Origin of the sequence: Chryseobacterium oranimense (assembly GCF_900129755.1) — a bacterium.
GTDB classification, from domain to species: Bacteria; Bacteroidota; Bacteroidia; order Flavobacteriales; family Weeksellaceae; genus Chryseobacterium; species Chryseobacterium oranimense.
In genome coordinates this window covers 828208-853126 of sequence record NZ_FQWT01000002.1, presented here as the reverse complement: position 1 = coordinate 853126, position 24919 = coordinate 828208, and the positions used below count along the sequence as shown (strand labels likewise).

The following is a 24919-nucleotide window of genomic DNA, read 5'->3' as shown; positions in this document are numbered from 1 at the left end:
AGGATGTTTTCAATGAATCATCAAAAATTTCTGGAAATGGACGAACTTTCTCTTCAGAATGTTCCCTATTTCTTCATGATCGATTTCCTTTCGGAAAATGTAGAAATCTATAAAGAAAACGAGATTGAAAAATCAGGTTTATTAATTGATTTTCAGGGATTTTCAAACACAAAACAAAAACAAAGCCTTAATAAAAAGATTGAATGGAAGCCGTTTCCGGAAACACTTGAGAGCTTTAAGGAAGGATTTGACAAGGTTCAGAAAAATATCCGTCTTGGGAATTCCTATCTTACCAATTACACCCGAAAAACTGAAGTTCAGACCAATTTAAGCCTTAAAGAAATTTTTTATCACTCAATTGCGAAGTACAAAGTGTTTTATAAAGATTTTTTTGTATTTTTTTCTCCTGAAACTTTTGTAAAGATTATAGACGGCAAAATTTTGACGTATCCCATGAAAGGCACTATTGATGCCTCTTTGGAAAATGCGGCTGAAGTTTTGAAAAACGACAAAAAAGAAAAGGCAGAGCATTACACGGTTGTGGATCTCCTGCGAAATGACCTCAGCATGGTAGCAGATGAAGTGAAAGTAGATCAGTTCCAGCATATAGACCTCATCAGGACGCAGCAAAAAGATCTGTATGCCATGAGTTCTGAGATTTCAGGAACGGTAAAAGAGGAATTTGCAGGAAAGGTCGGCAGCATCATGCAAAAACTGCTTCCTGCCGGATCAATTCTCGGAGCGCCGAAGCCTAAAACGCTGGAAATAATCTTGGATGCAGAAGGATACGACAGAGGGTATTATACCGGAGTGTGCGGCTGGTTTGACGGTAAAAACGTTGACAGCTGTGTCATGATCCGCTTTATTGAAAAGGAAGGAGATAAACTCTATTTTAAAAGCGGCGGCGGTATTACTCACATGAGCAGGTTAGAAGACGAATATCAGGAAATGAAAAATAAAATCTATGTCCCAATTCATTGAAAGCATAAAAGTAGAAGATCAGGAGATTTTTCTTTTGGACCTACACCAAAAACGCGTTAACCAGACTTTTGCCCACTTCGGGAAGGAAGGCTCTATTGATCTGGCCAAAATCTTTAAAAACCTTGAGCATGATGAAGATGGTCTTTTTAAACTGAGACTTTCCTATGACCTGGATAAAAGGGTACGCACCATGATGATCCCCTACGCCATTCCTGAAATACAAAGTTTCCAGCTGGTAGAAAACAACAGCTTCGATTATTCTTTCAAGTTTGAAGACCGTAAGGAGCTCGAAAAGATGAAAATGAAGTCAAAAGCTGAGGAGATTATTATTTTTAAAAACAATCATATTACAGATACTTCTTTTTCCAACATCCTTTTCCTTAAAGGTAAGGACTGGTTTACCCCGGCTACTTATCTTCTGAATGGGGTACAGAGACAAAACCTTCTGAAACAGAAGAAAATCAAAGAAACAGAAATCACTCTTCAGAACATTAAGCAGTTCTCTCATTTTCAACTGATTAATGCCTTGAATGATTTTGATGATATGTTTATTTACCCTATCGACAAAATTACCAATCTGCCGGGGAATGAAGAATATCTGGATCTTTAGTTCCCTTTCATGAATTCAAAGTAAGCTTTCTGTACATCTGCACTGTTCTTACCATATGTATTCACTTCCAGTATTTTAGGTTGTAAATCCGGCTTAAAGAAATTTTCCAGTACTCTGTCAAGGGTCGGCTCATCCTCTACTTTGATGTAAGAAAAGCCGAAGTGTTTGGCTAAATGCTCAGCATGCTTACGGTGTTTTGTAGCGATAAATTCATCCAGTGTATTAGGGTTGGCATTACCTGGTCCCGGAATAATTTTAAAAATATTCCCTTCCCCGTTATTGAAAATAATGATTCTTACAAATGGTGGAATATATTGGTTCCAAAGACCATTGATGTCGTAAAAGAAGCTCAGGTCTCCGGTAATAAGCAATGTAGGATTCGCATTTTTAATGGCAAAACCCATTGCTGTAGAGGTAGAACCGTCTATACCGCTGGTTCCTCTGTTGCAGTACATTTTTCTTTTTCCAAAATCAAACAGCTGGGCATATCTGATCGCTGAGGAATTACTGAAATGGATATTATAGTTCTCCGGAATGGTCTGCGAAGCTTTATTAAAGAAATAAAAATCCGAAAATTCAACCATGTTCAGAAACTGCTCATGTCTGGCATCTTTTTTATCCCTTAAGACATCCCAAAGGTTAAAATAAGGTCTTGGTTCAAGATTGATAAATTTCAGAAGTTTGGAAAAAAATACCTCAGGCTTCACCTCTATCTTCTCCGTAAGAGAGAAATAGGTATCCGGCTGCCATACTTCATCCAGATGCCAGTGCTGCTTCGGGCGGGCGCTTCTTAAAAATTGTTTTACCTTTTTGGAAACCACGTTCTGCCCTACCGTGATCAAAAGGTCAGGAGCATAGGTTTTATAATCTTCCTCTGTGAAATTAAAAATATAACGGTCAATATGCCTGAAAAACTTCTCGTGATACAGATTGGAGTTGGCTTCACTCAATACAACAACAGAGTGGTTTTTCACCAACTGCGTCAGCTGGCTTTCCAGTTCCGGGCTGTAATCTTTTGTTCCCACCAGGATCATAATTCTTTGGGAGGTATGCCAGTCTGCAATCAGGTTGGAAGGAATCTCATATTCTTTATGCCTGATTGTTTTTTCAACAGTCGGGAAAGACGGAAGCTCTGAAACCAGCTCATACAATGGCTCTTCAAGCGGAATATTAATATGTACCGGTCCCTGCTTTTCAAAACACTGTTCGATGGCTTTTTTAATAATATCAAAATTAACATCTTCTGCATTCTCTTTGCTGTCTTCCAAAAGCTGGAAGTCGCCATAAGAATGCTGGTGAAAAATATCTTTCTGCCTGATCGTCTGCCCGTCAAAAATATCTACATAATCAGTAGGCCTGTCAGCAGTCAGGATCAAAAGCGGAACATTCTGATAAAAAGCTTCAGTAACTGCCGGATAATAATTGGCCACAGCAGAACCGCTGGTACAGGTTATTGCTACAGGCTTCTTCTCACTTTTAGCCATCCCCATTCCTACAAAAGCAGCGCTTCTTTCATCTACAATACTGTAACAGTTGAAGGCATCGGTTTCAGAAAAATGAATGGCCAGGGGAGCATTTCTGGACCCCGGGGAAATGATAATATCTGAAATTCCGTACTGCTGAAGAAGATGGGCAAGTATCTGAATACTTCTCTTAGAAGAATATTTTTTCATACAGCAAATTTAACTGATAAATACTTATTTTAGAATTATTTCATTTAAAAAAAATGTAATTTTGTAATTCGTAAATTTCTAAAAATGGATAAAATACCTAGTGTAGACCTGCGTGATTTCCTTTCGGACAACCCGGAACGCAAACAGAAATTTGTAAATGAAATCGGAAAAGCTTATGAAGAAATTGGTTTTGTTGCCTTAAAAGGCCATTTTCTTGATGACAAATTAGTAGATGAACTCTACGGAGAGGTTAAAAACTTTTTTGACCTGCCTGTAGAAACGAAGCAGAAGTATGAAATTCCAGGAATCGGCGGCCAGAGAGGTTACGTAGGATTCGGTAAAGAAACCGCAAAAGGCTTCAAAAAAGGAGATTTAAAGGAGTTTTGGCATTTCGGACAGTACGTGTCTGATGATTCAAAATACAAATCCGAATATCCTGACAACGTAATCGTTGAAGAGCTGCCAAAATTCAATGCAGTAGGTAAAGAAGCCTACCAGATGCTTGAAAAAACAGGACAGTATGTATTAAGAGCTCTGGCTCTGTACCTTGGTCTGGATGAGTTTTATTTTGACGACAAGATTGCCGAAGGAAACTCTATCTTAAGACCTATTCACTATCCCCCAATTACCCAGGAACCTGATGATGCAGTAAGAGCTGCAGCACACGGAGACATCAATCTGATTACCCTTTTGATGGGGTCTCAGGGAAAAGGTCTTCAGGTGCAGAACCACAACGGAGAATGGATCGATGCGATTGCAGAACCTGATGAACTGATGATCAATGTAGGAGATATGTTATCAAGACATACCAATAACAAGCTGAAATCTACCATTCACAGAGTGGTTAATCCTCCAAGAGAATTATGGGGAACATCAAGGTATTCTATTCCTTTCTTTATGCATCCGGTGAGTGAAATGTCACTGAATGCTCTTGAAAACTGTATTGATGAAAACAACCCGAAACTGTATGAAGATACTACAGCAGGAGAGTTTTTACATGAAAGACTGATAGAATTAGGACTTATCAAAAAGTAACATAAAAAAGTCAATAATTGATCTGTTGATGATTGACCCGTATTTGTGGGCAATACTAGGATTAATTATTGACTTTTATTTTTAATACACAGATCTTATTAAAAAAATTTAACTTCTATTCTACCACAGATTGTTTTAGTTAAAAAGATTTTAATTATCTTTACTTTACTATCAAATTTTTAATTAAAACAATATGAAAAATTTAAAAAAACTAAACAACAGCCAGTTAAAAAGCATTTCCGGAGCAGGAGGAATTAAACTTCCGGAACCTGAATTTTGTATGTATTACTGCAACGGCACCGTAGTTTGTGCTACCTGCAGCGATGATTTCCAATGCCCGGACAACACGATCTAAGGTTGACCACCACAAAAGAATAAGAAAACCGCGCCTAAAGGTGCGGTTTTTCTTTTTTATGTTTCGGCTGAAGCCATTGGAATTTTTATTTTATTGTGAATGGGCTAAAGCCCATTCCTATTGAATTTTACAAGAAGTCATATTAATCAAACAATCTCAGCTGCTGATCTTTTGCTCCGGTAAAGTTTGCTGTAGAAAGTTTGGGAAATTCTCTTCCGTCAAAATATTTCTTTCTTCCGATCTTAAATGTATTGTGGATCATTTCAGCGATATTCCCTTCTCCCCTCTGTCTTTCAAAATACCTTTTATCACCCAGCTTTCCGCCGCGCATAGAACGGATAAGATTCAAAACCTTTTGAGCCCTGTCCGGAAAATGAGCCTCAATCCAATTGACAAAAACGGGCTCTACCGTATCATTCAGTCTTACCAGCGTATACCCGAAGCTCAAAGCACCTGCATCCGAGATGGCTTTTAAAATCGTAAGCGGCTCATCACTGTTCAGGCCTGGAATAATCGGCGCTACCATAACATGCACCGGAATTTTGTTTTCTGTAAGAATTTCTACTGCTTTTAATTTATTCGGAGCTGAGCTTGTTCTCGGTTCCATTTTCCGTCTGAGATCTTCATTAATTGTAGGAATGCTCAGAGATACAGAAACGAGGTTCTGTTCTGCCATAGGCTTTAAAATATCCAGGTCTCTCAGTACAAGGGCATTTTTTGTCAGAATATTGACTGGATGTCTGTAGTCGAGACAGACCTGAAGCATTTTTCTGGTGATCTCAAACTGTCTTTCTGCCGGCTGATAACAGTCGGTATTCCCGGAAAGAAGAATGGGTGCCGGTTTGTAGCCTTTTTTCTGAAAAAATTTCTCCAATAGTTCCGGAGCATTTTTTTTCACCATGATCTTTCTCTCAAAATCAATTCCGGCACTGTAGCCCCAGTATTCATGGGTGGGTCTGGCAAAGCAGTAGGAACATCCGTGCTCACAACCCTGGTAGGGATTCATGGAATATTCCATAGGAAGGTCCTCACTTTTCACCTGATTTACAATGGTTTTCGGGAAAACTTCTGTGAAAGAGGTTTTTATCGTTTCGAAATCTTCATCTTCAGGCTCATAGGTATACCTGTCGAAACGATTGATTACGTTCCGCTGAGCTCCCTGTCCTTTTATGAATTTTTCGTTCTGCATGATGATGTAAAATTAGAATGGATTTTTTATAAAATAATGAGTTTTAACACTAAGTTATCCACAAAAAAATCCGGCCTCTTCAAAGGGACCGGATTTAAACATAATTAAATATATTCTTTTACTACTTCAGTGCATAAAATTCCACTCCGTGATATTCATCTTCGTGGTTTTTTCCATCAAAATGTCTGTGATAGTCCGAATAGGTATCACTATATGCTTTATCTTTTTTAGTCAATATCTTTTTTAATCCAATAAAACCTAATACTGCCAAAAGACCAACTCCTCCTGCCAGTAAAACGCCAACTTCTTTTTTCATATTTTGTCCGATTTATTAACGTAGCTATTGCAAAAAGCATACCTAATTTTGATTTCCGAATTATAAATTTTGTTAACATTAGTCTTTATTTTAATGAAAGATGCAATTGGCTTTTTTATTTAAATTTGCCCTATCAATGGTTTAATTATTGTACTCATCTTAAAAAATAATATTATGGATAATTCAGAAAATACAGACCGCATGACCACCCTGAGCCAGGTTATGAATACTTTATCGCAAAGAGGTATACAGAGAGAATTCAGAATGAATGAGGCCTGTGAAATGAAATTTGAGAATTCAGAGAAAGTGTATCAGCCTTCTGAACTGACTATTTTAAAAACATACCGTTTCGAGGGCGACAGCAATCCTGATGACAATGCAGTATTGTACGTAGTAAAAGACAATGCAGGAAACCGCGGAATGATTATAGATTCTTACGGGGCAGACAGCAACTACCCTGGTGAGGAATTTGATAAATTTTTAAGAGACATTCCCATTCAGGAAAGTGATGAATTTAACTTTTAACAGATTAAAAATTAAGTTTAAAATAGCAACTTTACCCCTTAAGATATATCCCGAAACTATTCAGTTCCGGGTTTTTCTTTTTTCTTAAAAACTCCTTTCAGAAAGCCTTTCTTCTCCTTTTTCTGTTCCTGCGGCTTAGGTTCTTCTTTTTTGGCTTTAATATCCTGTTTCAGTTCTTTTACGGTTTGCTTTACTTCTTTTACGGATGAAACGGCATTTTTTACGGTTTTCTCCGTTTTGTCGACATTCACTCCTATTAAAGTTTTCTTCAGTCCCTGCTCAATTCCTTTCCAGAAAAGATTAAAAAACGACTTTGTAGGATCCCTCTCAACATTTTCCACGGCAACAGCCTCCGGAAACTTCCCGGAATCTGAACGGATAAAAAGATTGGCAACAGCCGTCAGAACACCCTTTTTTTCATGATTCTCTTTATTTAAAACAGCAATTTTAAGGTCTTTATGCTTCAGATTGAACGCTCCGTTCAGCCCGGAAGGATTTCCTTTAAAATTAAACAGCATTTCCTGGATTGTTCCGGAAGTAGCTGTCACATGAAGATAGGGTCTGATAAAAGGATTAATGCCATTCGCCGGAAGGTTGGTTGTTCTTCCTGCAATTGAAAACCTGTCATTCTGATCTGCCACATCGAAATTCCAGTTGACGGACAGCGGGGCCAGATTCATGAATGAGCAGTCGATCTTGATATCCACTCTTGTAGGTTTCCCTTTTGTTTTGGCAGAGTTCAGATTTTTCACATTCATATTGAAGTTACTGAACGTAAGCTTGCCCGGCCCTGCACTTTCGGGAGTATCTTCTTCGTACACCAAAACCGAATTTTTCAGGTCAAGATGGTTAACCGTCATTGGAATTTTTATAGACCGGAGTAGCTTAGAGTATAAAGGTTTTACTTTAGGATCGTCTTTCGGGATTTTACTTCTGAAAATATTGGCATCAGCAGAAAGAACCGTTACATTTGACGCATTGATCGATTTGCTGTCTGAGAAAAGATCCCAGCTTCCGTCTGCCGATATCTGTGAAACCTTAATATCGTAGAGATCCCGTTCCACAGGTATCATTCTGATAAACTGGGCTCTCGAAATGAGAGGCTTCATGGCAAAATTGTTGACGAGGATTTTATTTTTATTTAATTTTAGAAGTCCGGCACTCAGATGATAGAATTGTGTTTTATAGGCAAAATTGCGGGTGGTCAGGAAATAGTCTTTAATTTTAAAAGAAAGTCCCTGATTATTTGGTTTTGGTCCTATTTCAATGTTATTAACTGTTGCATTAAGATCATGAAATGCCAATGGCTGCATTCCTTTATCATAAACAACATCAGAATTTTTCACAGACATCTTCCGGACAATTACCGATTGAATGATTCCCGGACCTTTATTCACTTTGGGTTTAGTTGCTCCTGCTTTAACAGTTCCTTTTATATTTTCAACAAGTACATCTTTAAGATCGAGATTAAGCTTTCTTTTAACAAATTCAAACTTATTGATATTAAATGCAATATGATCGGTTTTCAGGTCCATGGATCCTTTTCCTGCCTCAGGAGTTCCCGGAGACAGTATCAGATTCCTGATTTCGCCGCTTTTAGGGTTTAAGGCAATACTTTCAACTGAAAAATTCTGATGATTGGAATACTGTATATCTTTTCCTGAAAAGCGGAAGTCTTTGTATCCGACCGGAATCATTTCTTCTGCAGTAACCTTATCAAATTTCAGCTGATTAACTTTTATATTCAGGATTTTTGCAGAAAGCAGCCGGGTTCCATCGGGTTTGTTAACGATTACTGCAGCATTATTGAGCCTTATATCTTCTAAATTAACTTCAAAATTGATCTTTTTTTCTGTTTTTGGAGATTTTATTCCTGTATTGTAAACCGTTAGAACAGGATTTTGAAAATCAGCATTGGCCAGACTAATTTTATTTTTTGCCAAAACGATGTCTTTAAACTCCATTTTAGGAATGGAAAATTCAAACAGTTTCGGTTTTTTAGGATAAAACCTTTTAAACTGGTCAAAATTTAAAAGTGGAATCAGGCGGAAATTTCCAACGGACATCTGGCCATCCGCTGTACTGATCGTACTGATGGTAATGGCATATACATTATCCGGCCGGAAGAAAAAATTCTTTCCTTTAATATCGTACTTATCAAAAACCACGGGAAGCTTATCTTCTACAGATTCTTCAGTCATCTGAAGGTTTTCTACAAAAAGATCGAGTTCCTGAACCGATAAGAACTTCTGTTTGGTATATTTGAAAATATTGATTGTTCCTTTATTGATCCTGATATTTTCAAACAGGACAGGATTTCTTTTTTTTCCGGTCTTACGGTCTACAGGCCTGGCAAGAATAATGTTCAAATTGGGCTTTGCCAGCAGGAGATCGGATGAGCTGATCGTTTTATTGAAAATAGCATCATAAATCCCGAACCGGCTGATCTTTAATGTATCAATGGTTCCCTGAAGACCAATGACATTGGTATTCTGTGGATTTTTGCTGTTTACCGTTATGCCTGATGCAAAAATATTTCCGGACCCAAGATCCACATCCAATGTTTTATAGGAAACTTTATAGTCCGTATTTTTCTTTATATATCCTGGAAGCTGGGTTTTAAGCCATATATTCAGTCCGAAATTTGCCGCAAGAAGAATAAGCAGAAGAATTCCCAGGCCTATCAATAACTTTTTAACCCATCTTTTCATATATGTGTGTGATTTTTTGTAATTTTAAATATAAGGTTAATTTTTTATATTTAAATCAATTACATAACCTTCGTGTCCTCTTACATTCATAAAGTTCCCTCCTTCAAAACTGAGATATTGCCCTTTAATCCCTCTAAGCTTACCGGTAAATTCAGGTTTTTTGTCCAAAGTAAATGAAGTTATTTTTTCAGGCTTATCAAAAGGATAATCGAATTTCCATAAATTTTCTCCTTCGCTGTAGAACTTCTGGAAATCATCAGGAAAATACTGCTTTATCTTCTGCTGGAAATCCGCAAGGTCTACTTCGCCTTCCAAATCATCCTGAAGCATTTTTTTCCAGTTCGTTTTGTCGGGAAGGTGTTCTTTCAGAGCTACTTCTATCATTCCTGCTTCGTAGCGGTTTTCCGTCCGGGCAATCGGCAGGGCAAAAGTGGCCCCCTGGTCGATCCATCTTGTAGGAATCTGAGTATTTCTCGTTACCCCTACTTTTACATCCCCGGTGTACGCCAGATATACAGTGTGAGGCTGCAGCTGGATTTGTTTTTCTACTTCCAGATCACGTTCAGCAATATCCAGATGGGCTGTGGAGAGTTCAGGACGAATAATGGTATCACTGGCATAAGGACTTTCAAAAAAACAGTTTTTGCAGAATCCCATCCTGTAGACAGGCTTGTTTTCTCCACAATTAACGCATTGAAATCCTGTATGTTTTATCGTTAACTCCCTTCCAAACAATTCATTCATGTGGATCAGATCCCCCGAAAGATTCAGATAATACTGAATGGGTTGATCATCGAAGCTTGTCATCTTTAAAATTTGCCCTTGAAACTGCATACTGTTTATATTACTTTTTTAAGTAAATTTAATGATTATATTTTCAAAAAGTAAATTTATATTTTTGTGCCATTAAAAAACCACAAATGACTTATCTTGTAACTGGAGGAAGCGGCTTTATCGGTTCTCATTTAATAGAACGATTATTAAGAAATGGACATTCTGTCATAAACGTTGACAATTTTGATGATTTCTATAATTATCAGATTAAAATTAAAAATACATTAGAGTCTATTGATAAAATTCCGGATTTTGAATTTTCGGACAAAGAGACCGATATTCAGCATCTGGTTGCCATTTCACAGTCGGATAAATATAAGCTATATTATCAGGATATCCGTGATAAAAAAGGCCTTGAAGCTATTTTTAAGAGCCACAAAATAGATCTTGTCATTCACCTTGCAGCCCTTGCAGGAGTACGCCCTTCCATTGAAAGACCACTGGAATATGAAGAAGTGAATGTACGCGGAACAATGAACCTATGGGAACTTTGCAAGGAGTTCAATATCAGTAAATTTATATCCGCCTCTTCATCAAGCGTTTACGGTAACAATGAAAAAATTCCGTTTGCAGAAACGGATAATGTGGACAATCCAATATCACCTTATGCTGCGACCAAAAAAAGCTGTGAAGTTTTAGGACATGTTTACCATAATTTATATCACATAGACATCATCCAGCTCAGGTTTTTTACAGTTTACGGGCCCAGACAGAGGCCGGATCTGGCGATTCATAAATTTACAAAGTTGATCTCGGAAGGCCAGGAAATTCCATTTTACGGTGATGGAAATACAGCAAGAGATTACACTTATATTGATGATATTATTGACGGAATCACGAAATCAATCCTTTATCTGGAGACCCATTCCGGAGTTTATGAAATTATTAACCTTGGGGAAAGCGAAGTGATTACTTTATCTGAAATGCTGAGTACAATAGAAACCAACCTGGGAATTTCTGCCATCAGAAAAAATCTGCCAATGCAGCCGGGAGATGTCCGGAAAACCAATGCAGATATCTCAAAAGCGAAGACATTAATTGGCTACAAACCAGACACAGACTTCCAAAATGGCATAAAAAAATTTGTGGAATGGTTTTTGAGAAAATGACAGCATGTAAGTTGTTGGGACAGCTGTAATGCAGCTTATGAAGGACAATGAACAAAAATTAATCAAAAAGAATTGAAAATCAAGTATAAAAAAGCGTATAATATAAGCTAATTTTATACTTTTGCAAAAAAATCAGAAAATTATGTACTGGACATTAGAATTAGCCTCATACCTAAGTGACGCACCTTGGCCAATGACAAAAGCAGAACTTATTGACTATGCAATCAGAACTGGTGCACCAATGGAAGTAGTGGAAAACCTTCAGGCAATTGAAGACGAAGGAGAAATCTATGAATCTATCGAAGAGGTTTGGAGTGATTATCCTACCGACGAGGATTTCCTTTGGAACGAAGACGAATATTAATGAAAGCAATAAGCTTTGAGCATTACGCTTAGAGCTTATTTGCCCTTTTTTATATACACAATTCACACGTTAAGCGTGTCAGTAAAACGCTTAAAGCATATCGTTTTAAGCATAAAGCAAAAAATTTATGAGTTTTTTAAACAAAGTTCTTAAAGGGTTTTTGGGAGACAAAAAAGCGCAGGACCTAAAAGAAGTAAAAAAAGTTGTAACAAAAATCAAAGCTGTAGAACCAGCCATTCAGCAGTTGACTGATGATGGGCTGAGAGAAAAAACTGCTGAATTTAAAGAGAACATAAAATCTTCAACCAGCAAAATAACAGCGCAGATAGAACAGATAAAAGAGCAGATAAAAAATTCAGCTAATGTAGATGAAAAAGAAGCTCTTTTCTCAAAGATTGAATCTCTGAAAAAAGAATCATACGAAATTGAAGAGAAAGTTCTGGCACAGATCCTTCCTGAAGCTTTTGCCCTGGTAAAAGAAACAGCAAGAAGATGGGCTCAGAACGGAGAGATCCGCATTAAGGCAAGTGACTGGGACAGACAATTGGCTGCCGCGGGTAAAGATTTCGTAGAGATCCAGGGAGATACTGCAATCTGGAAAAACTCATGGGATGCTGCCGGAACTCCTGTAGTTTGGGACATGGTTCACTATGATGTTCAGTTTATCGGAGGGGTTATTCTTCACAGCGGTAAAATTGCCGAAATGGCAACAGGTGAAGGTAAAACTTTGGTAGGAACATTACCTATTTACTTAAATTCACTTCCTGGAAGAGGAGTTCACGTAGTAACGGTGAATGACTATCTGGCCAAAAGAGACTCGGCATGGATGGGACCTCTTTACCAGTTCCACGGAATGAGCATCGACTGTATCGATAATCACCAGCCGAACTCAGACGGAAGAAGAAAAGCATACAACTCGGATATTACTTACGGAACGAATAATGAATTCGGTTTCGATTACCTGAGAGATAACATGGTGACCTCACCTTCAGAGCTTGTACAGAGAGAACTGAACTTTGCTATTGTGGATGAGGTGGATTCCGTATTGGTAGATGACGCCAGAACACCGCTAATTATTTCTGGTCCGGTTCCTCAGGGAGACAGACAGGAATTTGATGTTCTTAAGCCTTCTATCGACAGAATCGTTGAAGTTCAGAAGAAAACAGTTTCTGCGATCTTTAACGAGGCTAAAAAATTAATCGCTGCTGGTAATACAAAAGAAGGAGGATTCAAATTGCTTCAGGCTTACAGAGGTCTTCCTAAAAACAGACAATTAATTAAATTCTTATCGGAAAGCGGAAACCGTGCATTGCTTCAAAAAGTGGAAGCTCAATACATGCAGGACAACAACCGTGACATGCCGATCGTAGATAAGGATCTTTACTTCGTAATCGAAGAGAAAAACAATCAGGTTGATCTTACCGATAAAGGGGTAGAATATATGTCTCAGGGGAATTCCGATCCAAACTTCTTCGTACTTCCGGATATCGGAACAGAAATCGCTGAAGTTGAGGCTAAAAATTTATCTAAAGAAGAAGAATTTGAGGCTAAAGAAAAGCTTTTCTCTGAATTCGCTGAAAAATCCGAGCGCGTACACACGATGAGCCAGCTATTGAAAGCCTACACATTATTCGAAAAAGATGATGAGTATGTGGTTATTGACGGTGAAGTAAAAATCGTTGATGAGCAGACCGGCCGTATTATGGAAGGAAGACGTTATTCAGACGGTCTTCACCAGGCAATCGAAGCGAAGGAGAACGTAAAAATTGAAGCAGCTACACAGACTTTTGCTACCGTAACGCTTCAGAACTATTTCCGTATGTACAACAAGCTTGCGGGAATGACGGGTACTGCTGAAACAGAGGCAGGTGAGCTTTGGGAAATCTACAAACTTGATGTTGTGGTGATTCCTACCAACCGTCCTATTTTAAGACATGACAGACAGGATTTAGTTTTCAAAACTAACCGTGAAAAATACAATGCCGTAATTGAAGAAATTGAAAAATTAACAGCAGCTCAAAGACCTGTACTTGTAGGTACTACTTCTGTTGAAATCTCTCAGTTGCTTTCAAAGGCACTACAATTAAGAAAAATTCCTCACCAGGTACTGAACGCGAAGCTTCACAAGAAGGAAGCAGAGATTGTTGCCGGAGCCGGACAGCCGGGAGTTGTAACTATTGCGACGAACATGGCAGGTCGTGGTACGGATATCAAGCTGACCAAAGAAGTGAAAGAAGCCGGAGGTTTAGCTATTATCGGTACCGAAAGACACGATTCAAGACGTGTAGACAGACAGCTCAGAGGTAGAGCGGGACGTCAGGGAGACCCGGGTAGCTCTCAGTTCTATGTATCTCTTGAAGATAACCTGATGCGTTTGTTCGGTTCTGAAAGAATCGCGAAAATGATGGACAGAATGGGTCACAAGGAAGGTGAAGTTATTCAGCATTCCATGATCAGCAAATCTATCGAAAGAGCTCAGAAAAAAGTGGAGGAAAATAACTTCGGAATCAGAAAGAGACTTCTTGAATATGATGACGTAATGAACAAGCAGCGTGACGTGATCTATAAGAGAAGAAGAAATGCCCTTTTCGGAGATCACCTGAAGTATGATATTACAAATATGATCTTCGATGTTGCCAACTCCATTGTTGCCAAAGGAAAAGCTACAGGAAACTATAAAGATTTCGAATTCGATATCATCAAATTCTTCACTATGGAATCTCCTGTTTCTGAAAATGAATTCAAGAGCAAGCAGGTGGCAGAATTAACAGACATTGTATTCAAGGCAGCCCAGGAAGATTATAAAATGAAGCTGAACTTACTGAAAGAGAAATCATTCCCTATTATTGAGAATGTATATCAGAATCAGGGTTCAATGTTCAAAATGATCCAGGTTCCTTTTACAGACGGCCACAAGACAATGACAATTGTTGCAGACCTTAAAGAAGCTTACGATACTCAATGTGAAAGCCTTATCAATGATTTTGAAAAGAACATCACCTTATCCATCATTGATGAGAACTGGAAACTTCACCTTCGTGAAATGGATGACCTGAGAAGATCTTCTCAAGGTGCGGTTTATGAACAGAAAGATCCGTTGGTAATCTACAAACAGGAATCATTCCACTTATTTAGTGAAATGGTTGACAAAATGAACAAAGAAATTATTTCTTTCTTATACAAAGGAGAAATTCCGGCTTAAGAAATTAATAATAAAATCTTATAAAAACCCCGCTTCAGCTACGCTGAAGCGGGGTTTTGCTATTCATCACCTAATAAATTTATGACAAAAATCAATTTTATTATTTATTTAGAACAATTAAAAACAATATATTTGCAGAAAATTTGAGTTATTCATGAAAAATGTACTGATCTGCGCCTCACTGTTGGGTTCTATGCTAACGTTTGCACAAGAGAAAAAAGATTCTACAAATTCTAAAAATATTGAAGAGGTTATCATCAATAAAATGGTGAAAAAGCTCGATACCGAATCGTCCAACAAAATGCCGGTGAAATTCATAGAAAATCCACAAGTCTATTCTTCTATTGATAAAGGGATTTTGGAAAATGAAAACATTTTTACGGTTGATGATGCTTACAGGAATGTAACCGGCTTACAGAAAATGTGGAATCCCACAGGAAGAGCCGGAGACGGTGGTTCCTTCTTCGTTTTAAGAGGTTTTCCTTCGCAGGCTTCTACAAGAAATGGAGTGGTCGCTCCAGTTACATCTACAATTGATGCAATCAATGTAGAAACATTGGAATTCCTGAAAGGTCCTGTCGGAACACTTTACGGAAGCACCGTAGCTTCTTATGGAGGTCTTATTAACAGGGTGACCAAAAAACCTCAGCAGAATTTCTTCGGTGCAGTCTCAGGTTCTGCAGGAAGCTACAATACTTACAGAGCAACTGCAGATATTAACGCTCCGATCACAAAAGACTTGTTTTTCCGCGTAAATACAGCTTATACAAATGAGGGAAATTTCACGAAAACCAATGCTGGAAATCAATATACAACCTTCGCTCCGAGCTTGACATGGAACGTTTCTGACAAAGTTCAGCTGAATGTAGATTATGAACTATTCCAGAACAGGGTAACGGCAAATCCTTATTACTTCTATCTTTCGCCGAAAACGCTGAACGGAATTAATAACATGAAAGATCTGGAAAAGGCGGCAGGCCTGGACTATAAGGAATCTTACACCGGGAAAGATCTATACATGACGGCAAGAAATTCCAATATTTTCGGAAACGTGAAATGGAAAATCAACAATAATATTACCTCAAATACCTACATCAATAATTCCGATTCTTATTCAGACGGCTATAATCCATATTTTTCGATTTCTTACACAGGAGGACAGTATTTAGTTACAAGAGCAGATCAGTCTACCAATAACAGTAAAAAGTCCTGGTTTCAAATTCAACAAAACTTCAACTTCAATTATGATTTTTCAAACGGAATGAAAAACAAAACAGTTGTTGGATTTGATTATATGAGAACAACGGAAAGATTGAAATACAAATACCTGAACTCTAATTTCGATTCTGTAGCGGCTTCAGGTGCAGATTATTCCGGAATGAATGCCAATGCTTTGTCTGCACTGTATGCAGATCCTGCAAATTTTTCAACCTGGGATTATTTAAGAGATCTGAATACCTATTCAGGATACATTTCCAACTTATTTACCCCGATTGCGAACCTACACATTATGGCAGGACTTCGCTATGAAAACAATGATTATTTAGGCGGAATGTCCGGACCCAATGCGGAGAAAGCATTCAACCAATCTGCATTTTCTCCAAAAGCAGGAATTGTTTACGAAATCGTGAAGGATAAATTCTCTGTCTTCGGAAATTACCAGAACTCTTTCAAATCCAACGGATATTATACTTCCGATGTAGCAGGGAATACGACCTTATCAGACCCTGAAAGAGGAAACCAGTTTGAAGGAGGTTTCAAAGCAAGTTTATTTAATAACAGATTCAATGCAACGGTTTCTTACTACAACATCAAAGTAAAAAATCAATTGCTTTACACCGGAGAATATGCCCCAAATTTTGTTTCAGTTCAGAAACAGTCTGCTTCTACACTCAGCAAAGGTTTCGAGCTGGAGGTTAATGCATACCTAGTGAAAGGATTTTCTTTAGTCGGAGGTTTGGCTTACAACGACACTGTTGATGAAGCTACTAAAACAAGACCAACCACAGCTGGTTCTTTCTGGAACGCAAATTTCAACTTGGCTTACCAGTTTGTTGACGGAAAAGTAAAAGGGCTTGGATTCGGATTTGGTGGAAATTATGCCAGTGACAACAATGTAACAGGAGATTTCATTTTGCCAAAATATTTCGTTTTGAATGCCAATGCGTTTTACGATGCCAAGAAATTCAGAATCGGAGTTAAAGTTGATAACTTTACCAATGAACATTACTGGACAGGATATTCCACAGCGAATCCTCAAAAACTGGCCAACTTCTTAGGAACAATTGCTTATAAATTTTAATCAACACATATTCACTATTCCTGAAATTCAGGAATAGTTTATTTTAATGAAAAAGAAGCACCACCATAAAAAGAAACCTTCTTTTACAAAGAAATGGTCTGCCAAACTGCATCTGTGGTTTGGTTTATCTGTTGGTGTCATTATTTTCATCGTTTCTTTAACGGGGACCATGTATGTTTTCAAAGATGAGATTCAAAGTGTTCTCAGAAAAGATGCCATTTATGTAAAAGCAGAAACCATCAGACAAAACCCGCTTTCCATTGAAATCCTTAAGGAAAAGGTTTCTCTCGAAATAAATGAAAAATATCCTGTCAGCAGCATTGAAATCCCGTTAGAAAAAAGCAAGTCTTACGAATTTCTTTATTACGAAAAAAATAAAAAAGCCTGGAATTATTTTGATGAAGTGCTTATCAATAAACTAGTGTATGTCAATCAGTACACTGGAGAAATTACAGGAATTTATAATGAAAAATATGACATTTTCCCCATTTTAAAAGCTATCCATTGGAGCTTACTGCTAAAATCGGATTGGGGAAAATATGTTGTAGGAATTCCTACAGTTCTGTTCATCATCATGCTGATCACAGGGATCATTCTCTGGTGGCCACAAAACAAAAAAGCGAGAAAAGGACGTTTCTGGTTCAGCTGGGAAAATGTAAAGACCTGGAAACGTAAAAACTATGATCTTCATAATGTATTAGGATTTTATGCTTCCTTTTTAGCGCTTATGATGAGTATCACCGGAATTTATTTTGCCTATCCGTATGTGAAGAATGCCTTCAATTTTACATTATCAGGCTCACTTGAACTGCCAAAAGAAAAAGAGATCAGCTCTCCCGATTCACTGATGCAAAAAAACAGTTCGGTTTTTGACATCGCAGCCGGACAGACTGAAAAACTTTACGCCTCATCTTCCAGTTTCAGAATTCCATTGAACGGAAAAAACAAAAAAGGAAAAGAATTAAAAAATATTCCGGTTACCATCTACGGAAAAGATGGTCGTTTCAGCGAAAGAAACACACTGGTCTTCGATAAATACTCAGGAAAGCTTCTGGCAGAAAAACCTCATCAGAAACTGAACAATGCGGAGAAATATGCCAATGCTAACTATGATATCCATACCGGATCTTACTTCGGGCTGTTCGGAAAAATACTCTGGTTCATTACCGGGCTCATCTGTACTTCACTTCCCGTCACCGGATTTTTGGTGTGGTGGGGAAAACAAAAAAAACTAGGAAAGAAAATATAATGAAAAAAGCGCTTTTATCAGCCGCATGCTTAGGCTCTGTATCTGTTTTTGCACAGGTTAAAGACAGTTTGCAGACCAATAATGTAGATGAAGTCGTAATGACTGCTTCCAGAAAAAAAGAAAACATTAAAGAAATTCCAAGCTCGGTAACCATCGTTGCTGAAAAACAAATCCAATCGCAACTGACCGTCAATTCCGATATCACCAGCATTCTTCAGTATACGGTTCCCAGCCTGGGCACCAACTCCGGACAGACTTCCAATACAGGTCAAACCCTGAGAGGAAGACAGGTGCTTGTCCTTATTGATGGGATTCCGCAATCTACACCGCTGAGAAACGGAGCTAGAGATATCAGAAGCATTGATCCTTCAGTGATTGAAAGGATTGAAGTGATCAAAGGCGCCTCATCTATCTACGGAAACGGGGCAGATGGAGGGATTATCAACTATATCACCAGAAGAAGCCAAACTGATAAAAAAATTTCCGGAATATCCCAGGTAGGTTTTACAGGCCAGCCGTATGGCGGAACTTTAGGAGTAAGAGCCAGCCAGCTGCTATCCGGAAAGATCAATAAGTTTGATTATGTCTTGTCTTTAGCCTATGAAAGAACCGGCTATATGAAAGATGCCGACGGCGTATATCTTACCCCAACCTATAGCACTGCAAAAATGGATAATTATAACGGAATGCTTAAAGTAGGTTATAATATCAATAGTGACCAGAGAATTGAAGCTTCTTACATTGGATATTCTTCCAGATCAGATCTTAACTTAGGTTTAAAAACCGGTAAATACGGAATAACTCCAACCATTGGTGAGGGAGAAGGAAAAGGCCTTGAAACCACACCACAGGGAACACCGAGAAACCATAATTTCAGGATCAATTACGACAACCAGAATCTTTTCGGAGGAACCACATCACTGAATTTCAATGCATACATGCAGGATTTCAGAACCGTTTACGGATATAGTGATACATTTTTGGGAGGAGGACAATCCAATGTCATTTCCAAAAAATACGGAGCAAGATTCAATTTTGACACAAAACTCTGGAATGCCGCCAATTCTCAGGGTGAAATCATGTACGGAACGGATATCCTTAATGACCAGACCGTTCAGAAACTTGAAGACGGCCGTTACTGGACCCCTGACATGAATATGACCAACCTTGCTCCTTTTGTTTTGGTTAAAATTGATTTACTGAAAAAACTAACCCTTAAAGGAGGCCTGCGTTACGAAAACATGAGCGTTAAAGTTGGAGATTTCAATACTCTTTCTTCCATTAAAAGTGATGGCACTTTTACAACAAGCATCTTTGTTACCGGAGGAAAACTGAAATACAATGCCTTAGTGGCCAATTTGGGAGTCCGTTACAATATTGAGCCATTTATTAACCTGTTCGGCAGCTTTTCACAATCCTACTCTATCAACGAGCTGGGAAGAATTTTGAGAACATCTACCCAGGGAACTATCCAAAACCTTGAAAATAAGCCTATTATTGTGAATAACTATGAGTTTGGAGCAACAGGGCAGATCTCGAAATGGATCAATTATGAAATTACCTCTTATGTAAGCACTTCAAAGCTTGGGGCTTCATTTGTACAGAGTGCAGACAGAGCCTTAACCATACAAAGATCACCGGAAATTGTTTACGGTGTGGAAGGATTCCTTCATTTTACCCCTGCAAGATGGGTCAGTTTTGGAGGAAGTTATAGCTGGATGGAAGGAATTACCTCGATTAAAGATGATGGAGATTATTCCGCAAAAATCAACAACAGCAGGATTTCTGCTCCAAAAGTACTGGCGTATGTTCAGGTAAAACCCATCCCTACTTTATCCATAGGTTTTGACATGCTGCATGCATTCCAGCAGGACAGGTTCCAACCCAATGCAAAAACAGGAATGTTTGTGTACGGAGAGGGTTATGTTCCGGAATACACCGTTTTCAATTTCAAATCCGGCTATGAAATCAGTAAAAACTGGAAAGTGTCACTGGGAATTGAGAATATATTCAACAGAATGTACCAGCCTGCTATCGCCTGGTGGTCTGCCCGTGACAGCGAATTTGTGAATTCACCGGGAACAAGAGGAACTTTGATGCTGGAATATAAATTTTAATTAAACTAAATAAAAAGTTAAGCTATCTTTGCAAAACTTTGACCTTCAATATGAAGAAAAAACATCATCATAAAAAAAAGCCAGGTTTTTTTAAAAAATGGAGTGCCAGACTGCATCTGTGGTTGGGTTTAGGCATTGGTTTTCTGATCTTTATTATTTCCATTACCGGAGCGCTTTATGTGTTTAAGGATGAAATAGAAAACGTCACCAGGAAAGATGTTATTTACCACAATGAACAGAATATAGAACAGAAACAGGTTCTTCCTATCCGGGTAATCGAAAGATCTGTTACAGAACAGGTAAAAGAAAAATATCCCGTCCATTGGGTCAACATTCCGATTGATAAAAAGATGTCCTATGTCTTTTATTGGTACGAACACAATACCAGTGCCTGGAATTATTTTGATGAATTCCCTATTTATAAAGCAGCCTATGTAAACCCTTACACAGGAAAAGTCCTCAGAACTTATGATGAAAAGAACGGGTTCTTCAACATTGTAAAGATGATTCACTGGAGCTTTTTATTAAAGCAGGAATGGGGAACTTACGTGGTGGGAATTCCTGTTATCATCTTCGTTATCATGCTTATTACCGGGATTATTCTCTGGTGGCCTAAAAATAAAGCGGCAAGGAAACAGCGTTTCTCTTTCAAATGGAAAAACATCAAAAGCTGGAAAAGGAAAAATTACGACCTTCATAATGTACTGGGCTTTTATGCCTCCATTTTTGCCCTGATCTTCTCCATTACAGGATTGTTTTATGCATTTTTCGTAGTACAGGCAATGATCTATGTAATCTTTTCCGGCGGAGAAACAAAATATCCGGATTTTTCCTACATTAAAACAAGAGCTCCTATAGAAGTAAGGACAGAAGGTACGCTGGACAAAATTATTGCCACCGTTAATCAGAAATATCCGGATTCTTTTGGTTTTGCTATCGACCTTGGCCATGAACATATGGATGACCACGAGCATCCTAACTTTGAGGTATATGTAAAACACCTTTCCTATTCTTATCATAAGAGCAGCAGCCTGATTTTTGATGAGAATTCGGGAGAACTGCTCCATACCCATGATCCGAAAGACAAAAATTTTGGTGAGAAAACAGTCAGCGCCAACTATGATATTCACGTCGGAGCTATTTTAGGCCTTCCTACAAAAATTATCGCATTCATTGTCAGCCTTATATGTGCATCCCTTCCTGTAACGGGATTCCTGATCTGGTGGGGAAGAAGAAAAAAGAAAACAGCCAGACCGGCTTAAAAGTTTTTTAAATAAAAGTTTTGTTAATAATCTATTAATACAATCTTTTTTATATTTTTAACCCTTTGAATTTATAATTAGAAATGTCATTAATAGATTTATCAAAACAAGTTGCTCTCGGAATTGATATCGGCGGAACGAATACAAAGTTCGGAGTGGTAAACCACCGCGGTGAAGTTCTGGAAAAAGGAAGCCTGAAAACCGACGAGTACGAGAAAGTGGAAGACTTTATCGACGCCCTGTATGAAAAAGTTCAGCCTCTGATCGAAAAATACGGTGCCGAAAAAAACTTTGACGGAATCGGGGTAGGCGCTCCCAATGCCAACTATTATAAAGGAACCATAGAACAGGCTCCGAATTTACCCTGGAAAGGCTTGGTCCCTTTCAGCCAGCTGATGAAAGCCAAATTCAACCTGCCTTGTACCATTACCAATGATGCCAATGCTGCAGCTCTGGGAGAAATGCTTTTCGGTGCTGCGCGCGGTATGAAAGATTTTATCATGATTACCCTGGGAACAGGCGTTGGAAGCGGAATTATTTCTAACGGAAGCCTTATATACGGGCATGACGGTTTTGCCGGAGAGCTTGGGCATACTATTGTAAAGCCGGGCGGAAGAAAGCACTGGAGCACAGGATCCGAAGGAAGCCTTGAGGCCTATGCCTCAGCAACAGGAATAGCAATTACCGCTAAGAAGATGAGGGCTGAATTCCCTGAATCATTATTAAATCAATACCCTGAAGAATCGATCAATTCAAAGACAGTCCACGAATGTGCGCTGAAAGGAGATCCAATCTCTATTGAAGTTTTCAGATATACAGGTCAGAAACTGGGTGAAGCCCTGGCGAATTTCGTTATGTTTTCTTCACCTGAAGCCATTCTTTTATTTGGCGGCGTTATCAAGGCCGGTGATTTTATTTTAAAGCCCGCCAAACTGCATATGGAGAGAAACCTTCTCCCGATCTTCAGAAATAAAGTAAAACTGGTTTTCAGTGAGCTGGACGAAGCGGATGCTGCCATTCTTGGAGCAAGTGCCCTGGTTTGGGAAAAATAACTGAAATTAATTTAAATAACAGAAGCATCCTTTGGGGTGCTTTTTTTTGTTTTGAACCAACTAATGATCTTTATGTGGATGAATTTCCCACAAATCAAACAGATTTCACAGAGTCTTGTTATGTGTGACTTTTAAACTCTATTGCAGAAATATTCTTACATGATTTCTTTAAATAAAGAGCTTTATTTCTTAAAGAGTGATCCGTGCAAACCTGTGAAATCTGTGAGAAGAAAAAATATCTTCCATTCAATTTTATAATTGCACTCCTACATCCCCGGCAATAAAAAAAGGTAATATCAATTATGCTTTAAATCATTTGATTTCTCTTACCAAATGAAAAACTTTTTCATATTTTTGATTGGTTTTTCACTCAATTTTATGCAATTTCAAGAGAAAAGCCGGTAAATAAAATAATTAAAGAATAATGGATAATAATAATTTAGAGCAGGTCACTTTCGGGGGCGGATGCTTCTGGTGTGTGGAAAGCTGCTTCAATATGCTTAAAGGGGTTCATTCTGCCATTTCCGGCTATTCAGGAGGCCACAAGGATAATCCTACCTATGAGGAAGTTTGTACAGGAGAAACCGGACATGCGGAAGTAGTACAGATCACATTTGATCCGAAGATCATTTCATATGAACAGTTAATGGAAGTATTCTTTTTCCTTCATGATCCTACCCAACTGAACAGACAGGGCAATGACATCGGAACCCAGTACCGTTCCGTGATTTACTATAAAGACGAGGCGGAAAAGGCCAAAGCTGAAGAAGCCCTTAAAAAATCCGAAGCATCGGGAAAATGGCCTGGAACATATGTAACTGAAATTACGCAGTTCGATAAATTCTGGCCTGCAGAACAATATCACCAGGGTTATTATAACGAAAACCCTACACAACCCTACTGTAGCGCAGTAGTAGGGCCCAAGATCCAGAAATTTAAAAAACATTTTGGAGAATTGGGAATGCTAAATGAGGCTTAAAAATATAAAGCGAATATCTATTTGATATTCGCTTTTTTTGTGTGAAAGTAATTGAAACGAAGTATATTTTACTTTATTCCAGCATAAAAATCTACCATATGCTCACTAACTCTTTTGAGTTCTTTTCCGTTTTCAGGATTTTTTCCATCCATTGTAAAAAACTCTACTTTATTATTATATTTAGAATACCAAGCCTTACCTACGGCATTTTCTACCGTCAAAGTATCTGGTCTTGTAATTTTCTTAAAGTGATTAAATATATTTTTATCCATTGCCACTACCTCGGAGTTTGGATTAGCATTCGCATCGCTTGTCCCTACATATTCTTCTCCATTCCAATACATATATTTATCTTCACCCCAACCTCCTCCTTGATAAGCCAGTCCAAAAGCCAAAGTCAATACCATAACCCCGATTCCCATCCCATTTTTTGCTAATTGAGGTACATTAAAAATGGGTTGATTGGTAATGTTTATAATGATCCTGGACAACCTCTCAGAAATGGAGTCTTCATCCTGATCTATTTTGAGTTCTATTTTTGTTTCCCCTGTATTTTTCTCAATCGTTGCATTCTCACAAAATTTCTCAAAATTTTCATATCCTACATACCAGCTTAGCTGATCTAGGGTAATTTCATCTATTTCATAGTCCTTATTTTCCTTAATAAGTCTTTTATGATATCTCACAAAAGTCCTTACATCCTTAACAGAACCAAACTTCTCTTCTAGCTCTAAAGCCAGATAAGTTAAAACAGAAACATTACTAGAGTAAATTCTGTTTAGTTTTTGTTTTGCTTTTTCGTATGCCTTTTTTAGCAACAATTTCTTCTTATCAAACATGGAATTAGTTTAAATGGATTAGTGCTGTCTAAGTTAGACAAAACTTAGACAACCACCTTACGGATTTCCGTAAAAATCAGACATTTAACTTCCATAACCTGTCTTTCCACTGTCTAGGAATGACACCCGTTTCTGTCTTTACTTTGTCCTCAGAGATCAGTAAGAAATAAACAATAAAAAAGATTCAAAAAAAGCTGATTCCAAAACTCACCAGA

20 protein-coding genes are annotated in these 24919 nt (G+C 38.1%); 14 read left to right on the top strand and 6 right to left on the bottom strand.

Annotation, left to right across the window (positions count from 1 at the left end; all coding sequences use genetic code 11):
* Positions 1-3: 3 nt before the first annotated feature.
* Together BUB03_RS10380 and BUB03_RS10375 are read left to right on the top strand one after the other, a co-directional pair.
* Positions 4-981, top strand: a complete 978-nt coding sequence (locus tag BUB03_RS10380) for an aminodeoxychorismate synthase component I (RefSeq protein ID WP_073062636.1) — start codon at positions 4-6, stop codon at positions 979-981.
* A complete protein-coding gene (locus BUB03_RS10375) occupies positions 965-1591 on the top strand; it encodes an aminotransferase class IV (protein WP_073062633.1) in 627 nt (208 codons plus the stop codon). The genes BUB03_RS10380 and BUB03_RS10375 overlap by 17 nt, the downstream gene beginning before the upstream one ends.
* Here the strand turns inward: BUB03_RS10375 and menD are convergent.
* Positions 1588-3264, bottom strand: a complete 1677-nt coding sequence (gene menD, locus BUB03_RS10370; RefSeq protein ID WP_073062631.1) for a 2-succinyl-5-enolpyruvyl-6-hydroxy-3-cyclohexene-1-carboxylic-acid synthase — start codon at positions 3262-3264, stop codon at positions 1588-1590. The two genes, BUB03_RS10375 and menD, sit on opposite strands and share 4 nt — an antisense overlap.
* An 84-nt stretch (positions 3265-3348) precedes the next feature.
* On the opposite strand from menD, the gene BUB03_RS10365 reads away from it, so the two are divergent.
* Both BUB03_RS10365 and BUB03_RS21870 read left to right on the top strand, forming a co-directional pair.
* A complete protein-coding gene (locus BUB03_RS10365) occupies positions 3349-4299 on the top strand; it encodes an isopenicillin N synthase family dioxygenase (RefSeq protein WP_040992790.1) in 951 nt (316 codons plus the stop codon).
* Positions 4300-4492: 193 nt separating this feature from the next.
* Positions 4493-4654: a hypothetical protein gene (locus BUB03_RS21870; protein WP_175547496.1), complete on the top strand. Its 162-nt coding sequence runs from the start codon at positions 4493-4495 to the stop codon at positions 4652-4654.
* A gap of 142 nt (positions 4655-4796) precedes the next feature.
* On the opposite strand, the gene BUB03_RS10360 is transcribed toward BUB03_RS21870, so the two are convergent.
* Both BUB03_RS10360 and BUB03_RS10355 read right to left on the bottom strand, forming a co-directional pair.
* Positions 4797-5843, bottom strand: a complete 1047-nt coding sequence (locus BUB03_RS10360; RefSeq protein WP_073062628.1) for a PA0069 family radical SAM protein — start codon at positions 5841-5843, stop codon at positions 4797-4799.
* Positions 5844-5964: 121 nt separating this feature from the next.
* Positions 5965-6159 carry a hypothetical protein gene (locus tag BUB03_RS10355; RefSeq protein ID WP_040992792.1) on the bottom strand — a complete coding sequence of 65 codons (195 nt, stop codon included), beginning with the start codon at positions 6157-6159 and terminating at the stop codon, positions 5965-5967.
* 174 nt (positions 6160-6333) lie between these two features.
* Here BUB03_RS10355 and BUB03_RS10350 point away from each other — a divergent pair, with 174 nt between their 5' ends.
* Positions 6334-6684 (top strand): hypothetical protein, encoded by a 351-nt coding sequence (locus BUB03_RS10350; RefSeq protein WP_040992793.1) that lies wholly within the window; start codon positions 6334-6336, stop codon positions 6682-6684.
* A 56-nt stretch (positions 6685-6740) separates the two neighbouring features.
* Here BUB03_RS10350 and BUB03_RS10345 read toward each other — a convergent pair whose 3' ends face one another.
* Complete coding sequence (locus BUB03_RS10345) at positions 6741-9395, bottom strand: hypothetical protein (protein WP_073062625.1); 2655 nt, start codon at positions 9393-9395, stop codon at positions 6741-6743.
* Positions 9396-9431: 36 nt separating this feature from the next.
* Positions 9432-10229, bottom strand: coding sequence for a DUF2797 domain-containing protein (locus tag BUB03_RS10340; protein ID WP_073062623.1), 798 nt, complete (start codon positions 10227-10229; stop codon positions 9432-9434).
* An 86-nt stretch (positions 10230-10315) separates the two neighbouring features.
* On the opposite strand from BUB03_RS10340, the gene BUB03_RS10335 reads away from it, so the two are divergent.
* From BUB03_RS10335 to msrA, 9 genes are all read left to right on the top strand, one after another.
* Positions 10316-11338, top strand: a complete 1023-nt coding sequence (locus tag BUB03_RS10335; protein WP_073062620.1) for a GDP-mannose 4,6-dehydratase — start codon at positions 10316-10318, stop codon at positions 11336-11338.
* A gap of 142 nt (positions 11339-11480) precedes the next feature.
* Positions 11481-11702, top strand: a complete 222-nt coding sequence (locus tag BUB03_RS10330; RefSeq protein ID WP_002662059.1) for a DUF2795 domain-containing protein — start codon at positions 11481-11483, stop codon at positions 11700-11702.
* A gap of 127 nt (positions 11703-11829) precedes the next feature.
* Complete coding sequence (gene secA, locus BUB03_RS10325) at positions 11830-14904, top strand: preprotein translocase subunit SecA (protein WP_040992805.1); 3075 nt, start codon at positions 11830-11832, stop codon at positions 14902-14904.
* A gap of 154 nt (positions 14905-15058) precedes the next feature.
* Positions 15059-17206, top strand: a complete 2148-nt coding sequence (locus tag BUB03_RS10320) for a TonB-dependent siderophore receptor (RefSeq protein ID WP_073062617.1) — start codon at positions 15059-15061, stop codon at positions 17204-17206.
* A 46-nt stretch (positions 17207-17252) separates the two neighbouring features.
* Complete coding sequence (locus tag BUB03_RS10315) at positions 17253-18455, top strand: PepSY-associated TM helix domain-containing protein (RefSeq protein WP_073062614.1); 1203 nt, start codon at positions 17253-17255, stop codon at positions 18453-18455.
* Positions 18455-20572, top strand: coding sequence for a TonB-dependent receptor (locus BUB03_RS10310; RefSeq protein ID WP_073062795.1), 2118 nt, complete (start codon positions 18455-18457; stop codon positions 20570-20572). The genes BUB03_RS10315 and BUB03_RS10310 overlap by 1 nt, the downstream gene beginning before the upstream one ends.
* Before the next feature lie 50 nt (positions 20573-20622).
* Positions 20623-21834 carry a PepSY-associated TM helix domain-containing protein gene (locus tag BUB03_RS10305; RefSeq protein ID WP_073062612.1) on the top strand — a complete coding sequence of 404 codons (1212 nt, stop codon included), beginning with the start codon at positions 20623-20625 and terminating at the stop codon, positions 21832-21834.
* Between the two features lie 83 nt (positions 21835-21917).
* Positions 21918-22886: an ROK family protein gene (locus BUB03_RS10300; protein ID WP_040992816.1), complete on the top strand. Its 969-nt coding sequence runs from the start codon at positions 21918-21920 to the stop codon at positions 22884-22886.
* Between the two features lie 424 nt (positions 22887-23310).
* Positions 23311-23865, top strand: coding sequence for a peptide-methionine (S)-S-oxide reductase MsrA (gene msrA, locus BUB03_RS10295; protein WP_073062609.1), 555 nt, complete (start codon positions 23311-23313; stop codon positions 23863-23865).
* A 68-nt stretch (positions 23866-23933) separates the two neighbouring features.
* Here the strand turns inward: msrA and BUB03_RS10290 are convergent, their stop codons facing one another.
* Positions 23934-24704 (bottom strand): hypothetical protein, encoded by a 771-nt coding sequence (locus BUB03_RS10290; RefSeq protein ID WP_073062606.1) that lies wholly within the window; start codon positions 24702-24704, stop codon positions 23934-23936.
* Positions 24705-24919: the final 215 nt, after the last annotated feature.

Excerpts from the sequence above, each read along its gene's own strand:
- BUB03_RS10380 (WP_073062636.1), top strand. The coding sequence starts at position 4 with ATGTTTTCAATGAATCATCAAAAATTTCTGGAAATGGACGAACTTTCT.
- BUB03_RS10375 (WP_073062633.1), top strand. The coding sequence starts at position 965 with ATGTCCCAATTCATTGAAAGCATAAAAGTAGAAGATCAGGAGATTTTT.
- menD (WP_073062631.1), bottom strand. The coding sequence starts at position 3,264 with ATGAAAAAATATTCTTCTAAGAGAAGTATTCAGATACTTGCCCATCTT.
- BUB03_RS10365 (WP_040992790.1), top strand. The coding sequence starts at position 3,349 with ATGGATAAAATACCTAGTGTAGACCTGCGTGATTTCCTTTCGGACAAC.
- BUB03_RS21870 (WP_175547496.1), top strand. The coding sequence starts at position 4,493 with ATGAAAAATTTAAAAAAACTAAACAACAGCCAGTTAAAAAGCATTTCC.
- BUB03_RS10360 (WP_073062628.1), bottom strand. The coding sequence starts at position 5,843 with ATGCAGAACGAAAAATTCATAAAAGGACAGGGAGCTCAGCGGAACGTA.
- BUB03_RS10355 (WP_040992792.1), bottom strand. The coding sequence starts at position 6,159 with ATGAAAAAAGAAGTTGGCGTTTTACTGGCAGGAGGAGTTGGTCTTTTG.
- BUB03_RS10350 (WP_040992793.1), top strand. The coding sequence starts at position 6,334 with ATGGATAATTCAGAAAATACAGACCGCATGACCACCCTGAGCCAGGTT.
- BUB03_RS10345 (WP_073062625.1), bottom strand. The coding sequence starts at position 9,395 with ATGAAAAGATGGGTTAAAAAGTTATTGATAGGCCTGGGAATTCTTCTG.
- BUB03_RS10340 (WP_073062623.1), bottom strand. The coding sequence starts at position 10,229 with ATGCAGTTTCAAGGGCAAATTTTAAAGATGACAAGCTTCGATGATCAA.
- BUB03_RS10335 (WP_073062620.1), top strand. The coding sequence starts at position 10,316 with ATGACTTATCTTGTAACTGGAGGAAGCGGCTTTATCGGTTCTCATTTA.
- BUB03_RS10330 (WP_002662059.1), top strand. The coding sequence starts at position 11,481 with ATGTACTGGACATTAGAATTAGCCTCATACCTAAGTGACGCACCTTGG.
- secA (WP_040992805.1), top strand. The coding sequence starts at position 11,830 with ATGAGTTTTTTAAACAAAGTTCTTAAAGGGTTTTTGGGAGACAAAAAA.
- BUB03_RS10320 (WP_073062617.1), top strand. The coding sequence starts at position 15,059 with ATGAAAAATGTACTGATCTGCGCCTCACTGTTGGGTTCTATGCTAACG.
- BUB03_RS10315 (WP_073062614.1), top strand. The coding sequence starts at position 17,253 with ATGAAAAAGAAGCACCACCATAAAAAGAAACCTTCTTTTACAAAGAAA.
- BUB03_RS10310 (WP_073062795.1), top strand. The coding sequence starts at position 18,455 with ATGAAAAAAGCGCTTTTATCAGCCGCATGCTTAGGCTCTGTATCTGTT.
- BUB03_RS10305 (WP_073062612.1), top strand. The coding sequence starts at position 20,623 with ATGAAGAAAAAACATCATCATAAAAAAAAGCCAGGTTTTTTTAAAAAA.
- BUB03_RS10300 (WP_040992816.1), top strand. The coding sequence starts at position 21,918 with ATGTCATTAATAGATTTATCAAAACAAGTTGCTCTCGGAATTGATATC.
- msrA (WP_073062609.1), top strand. The coding sequence starts at position 23,311 with ATGGATAATAATAATTTAGAGCAGGTCACTTTCGGGGGCGGATGCTTC.
- BUB03_RS10290 (WP_073062606.1), bottom strand. The coding sequence starts at position 24,704 with ATGTTTGATAAGAAGAAATTGTTGCTAAAAAAGGCATACGAAAAAGCA.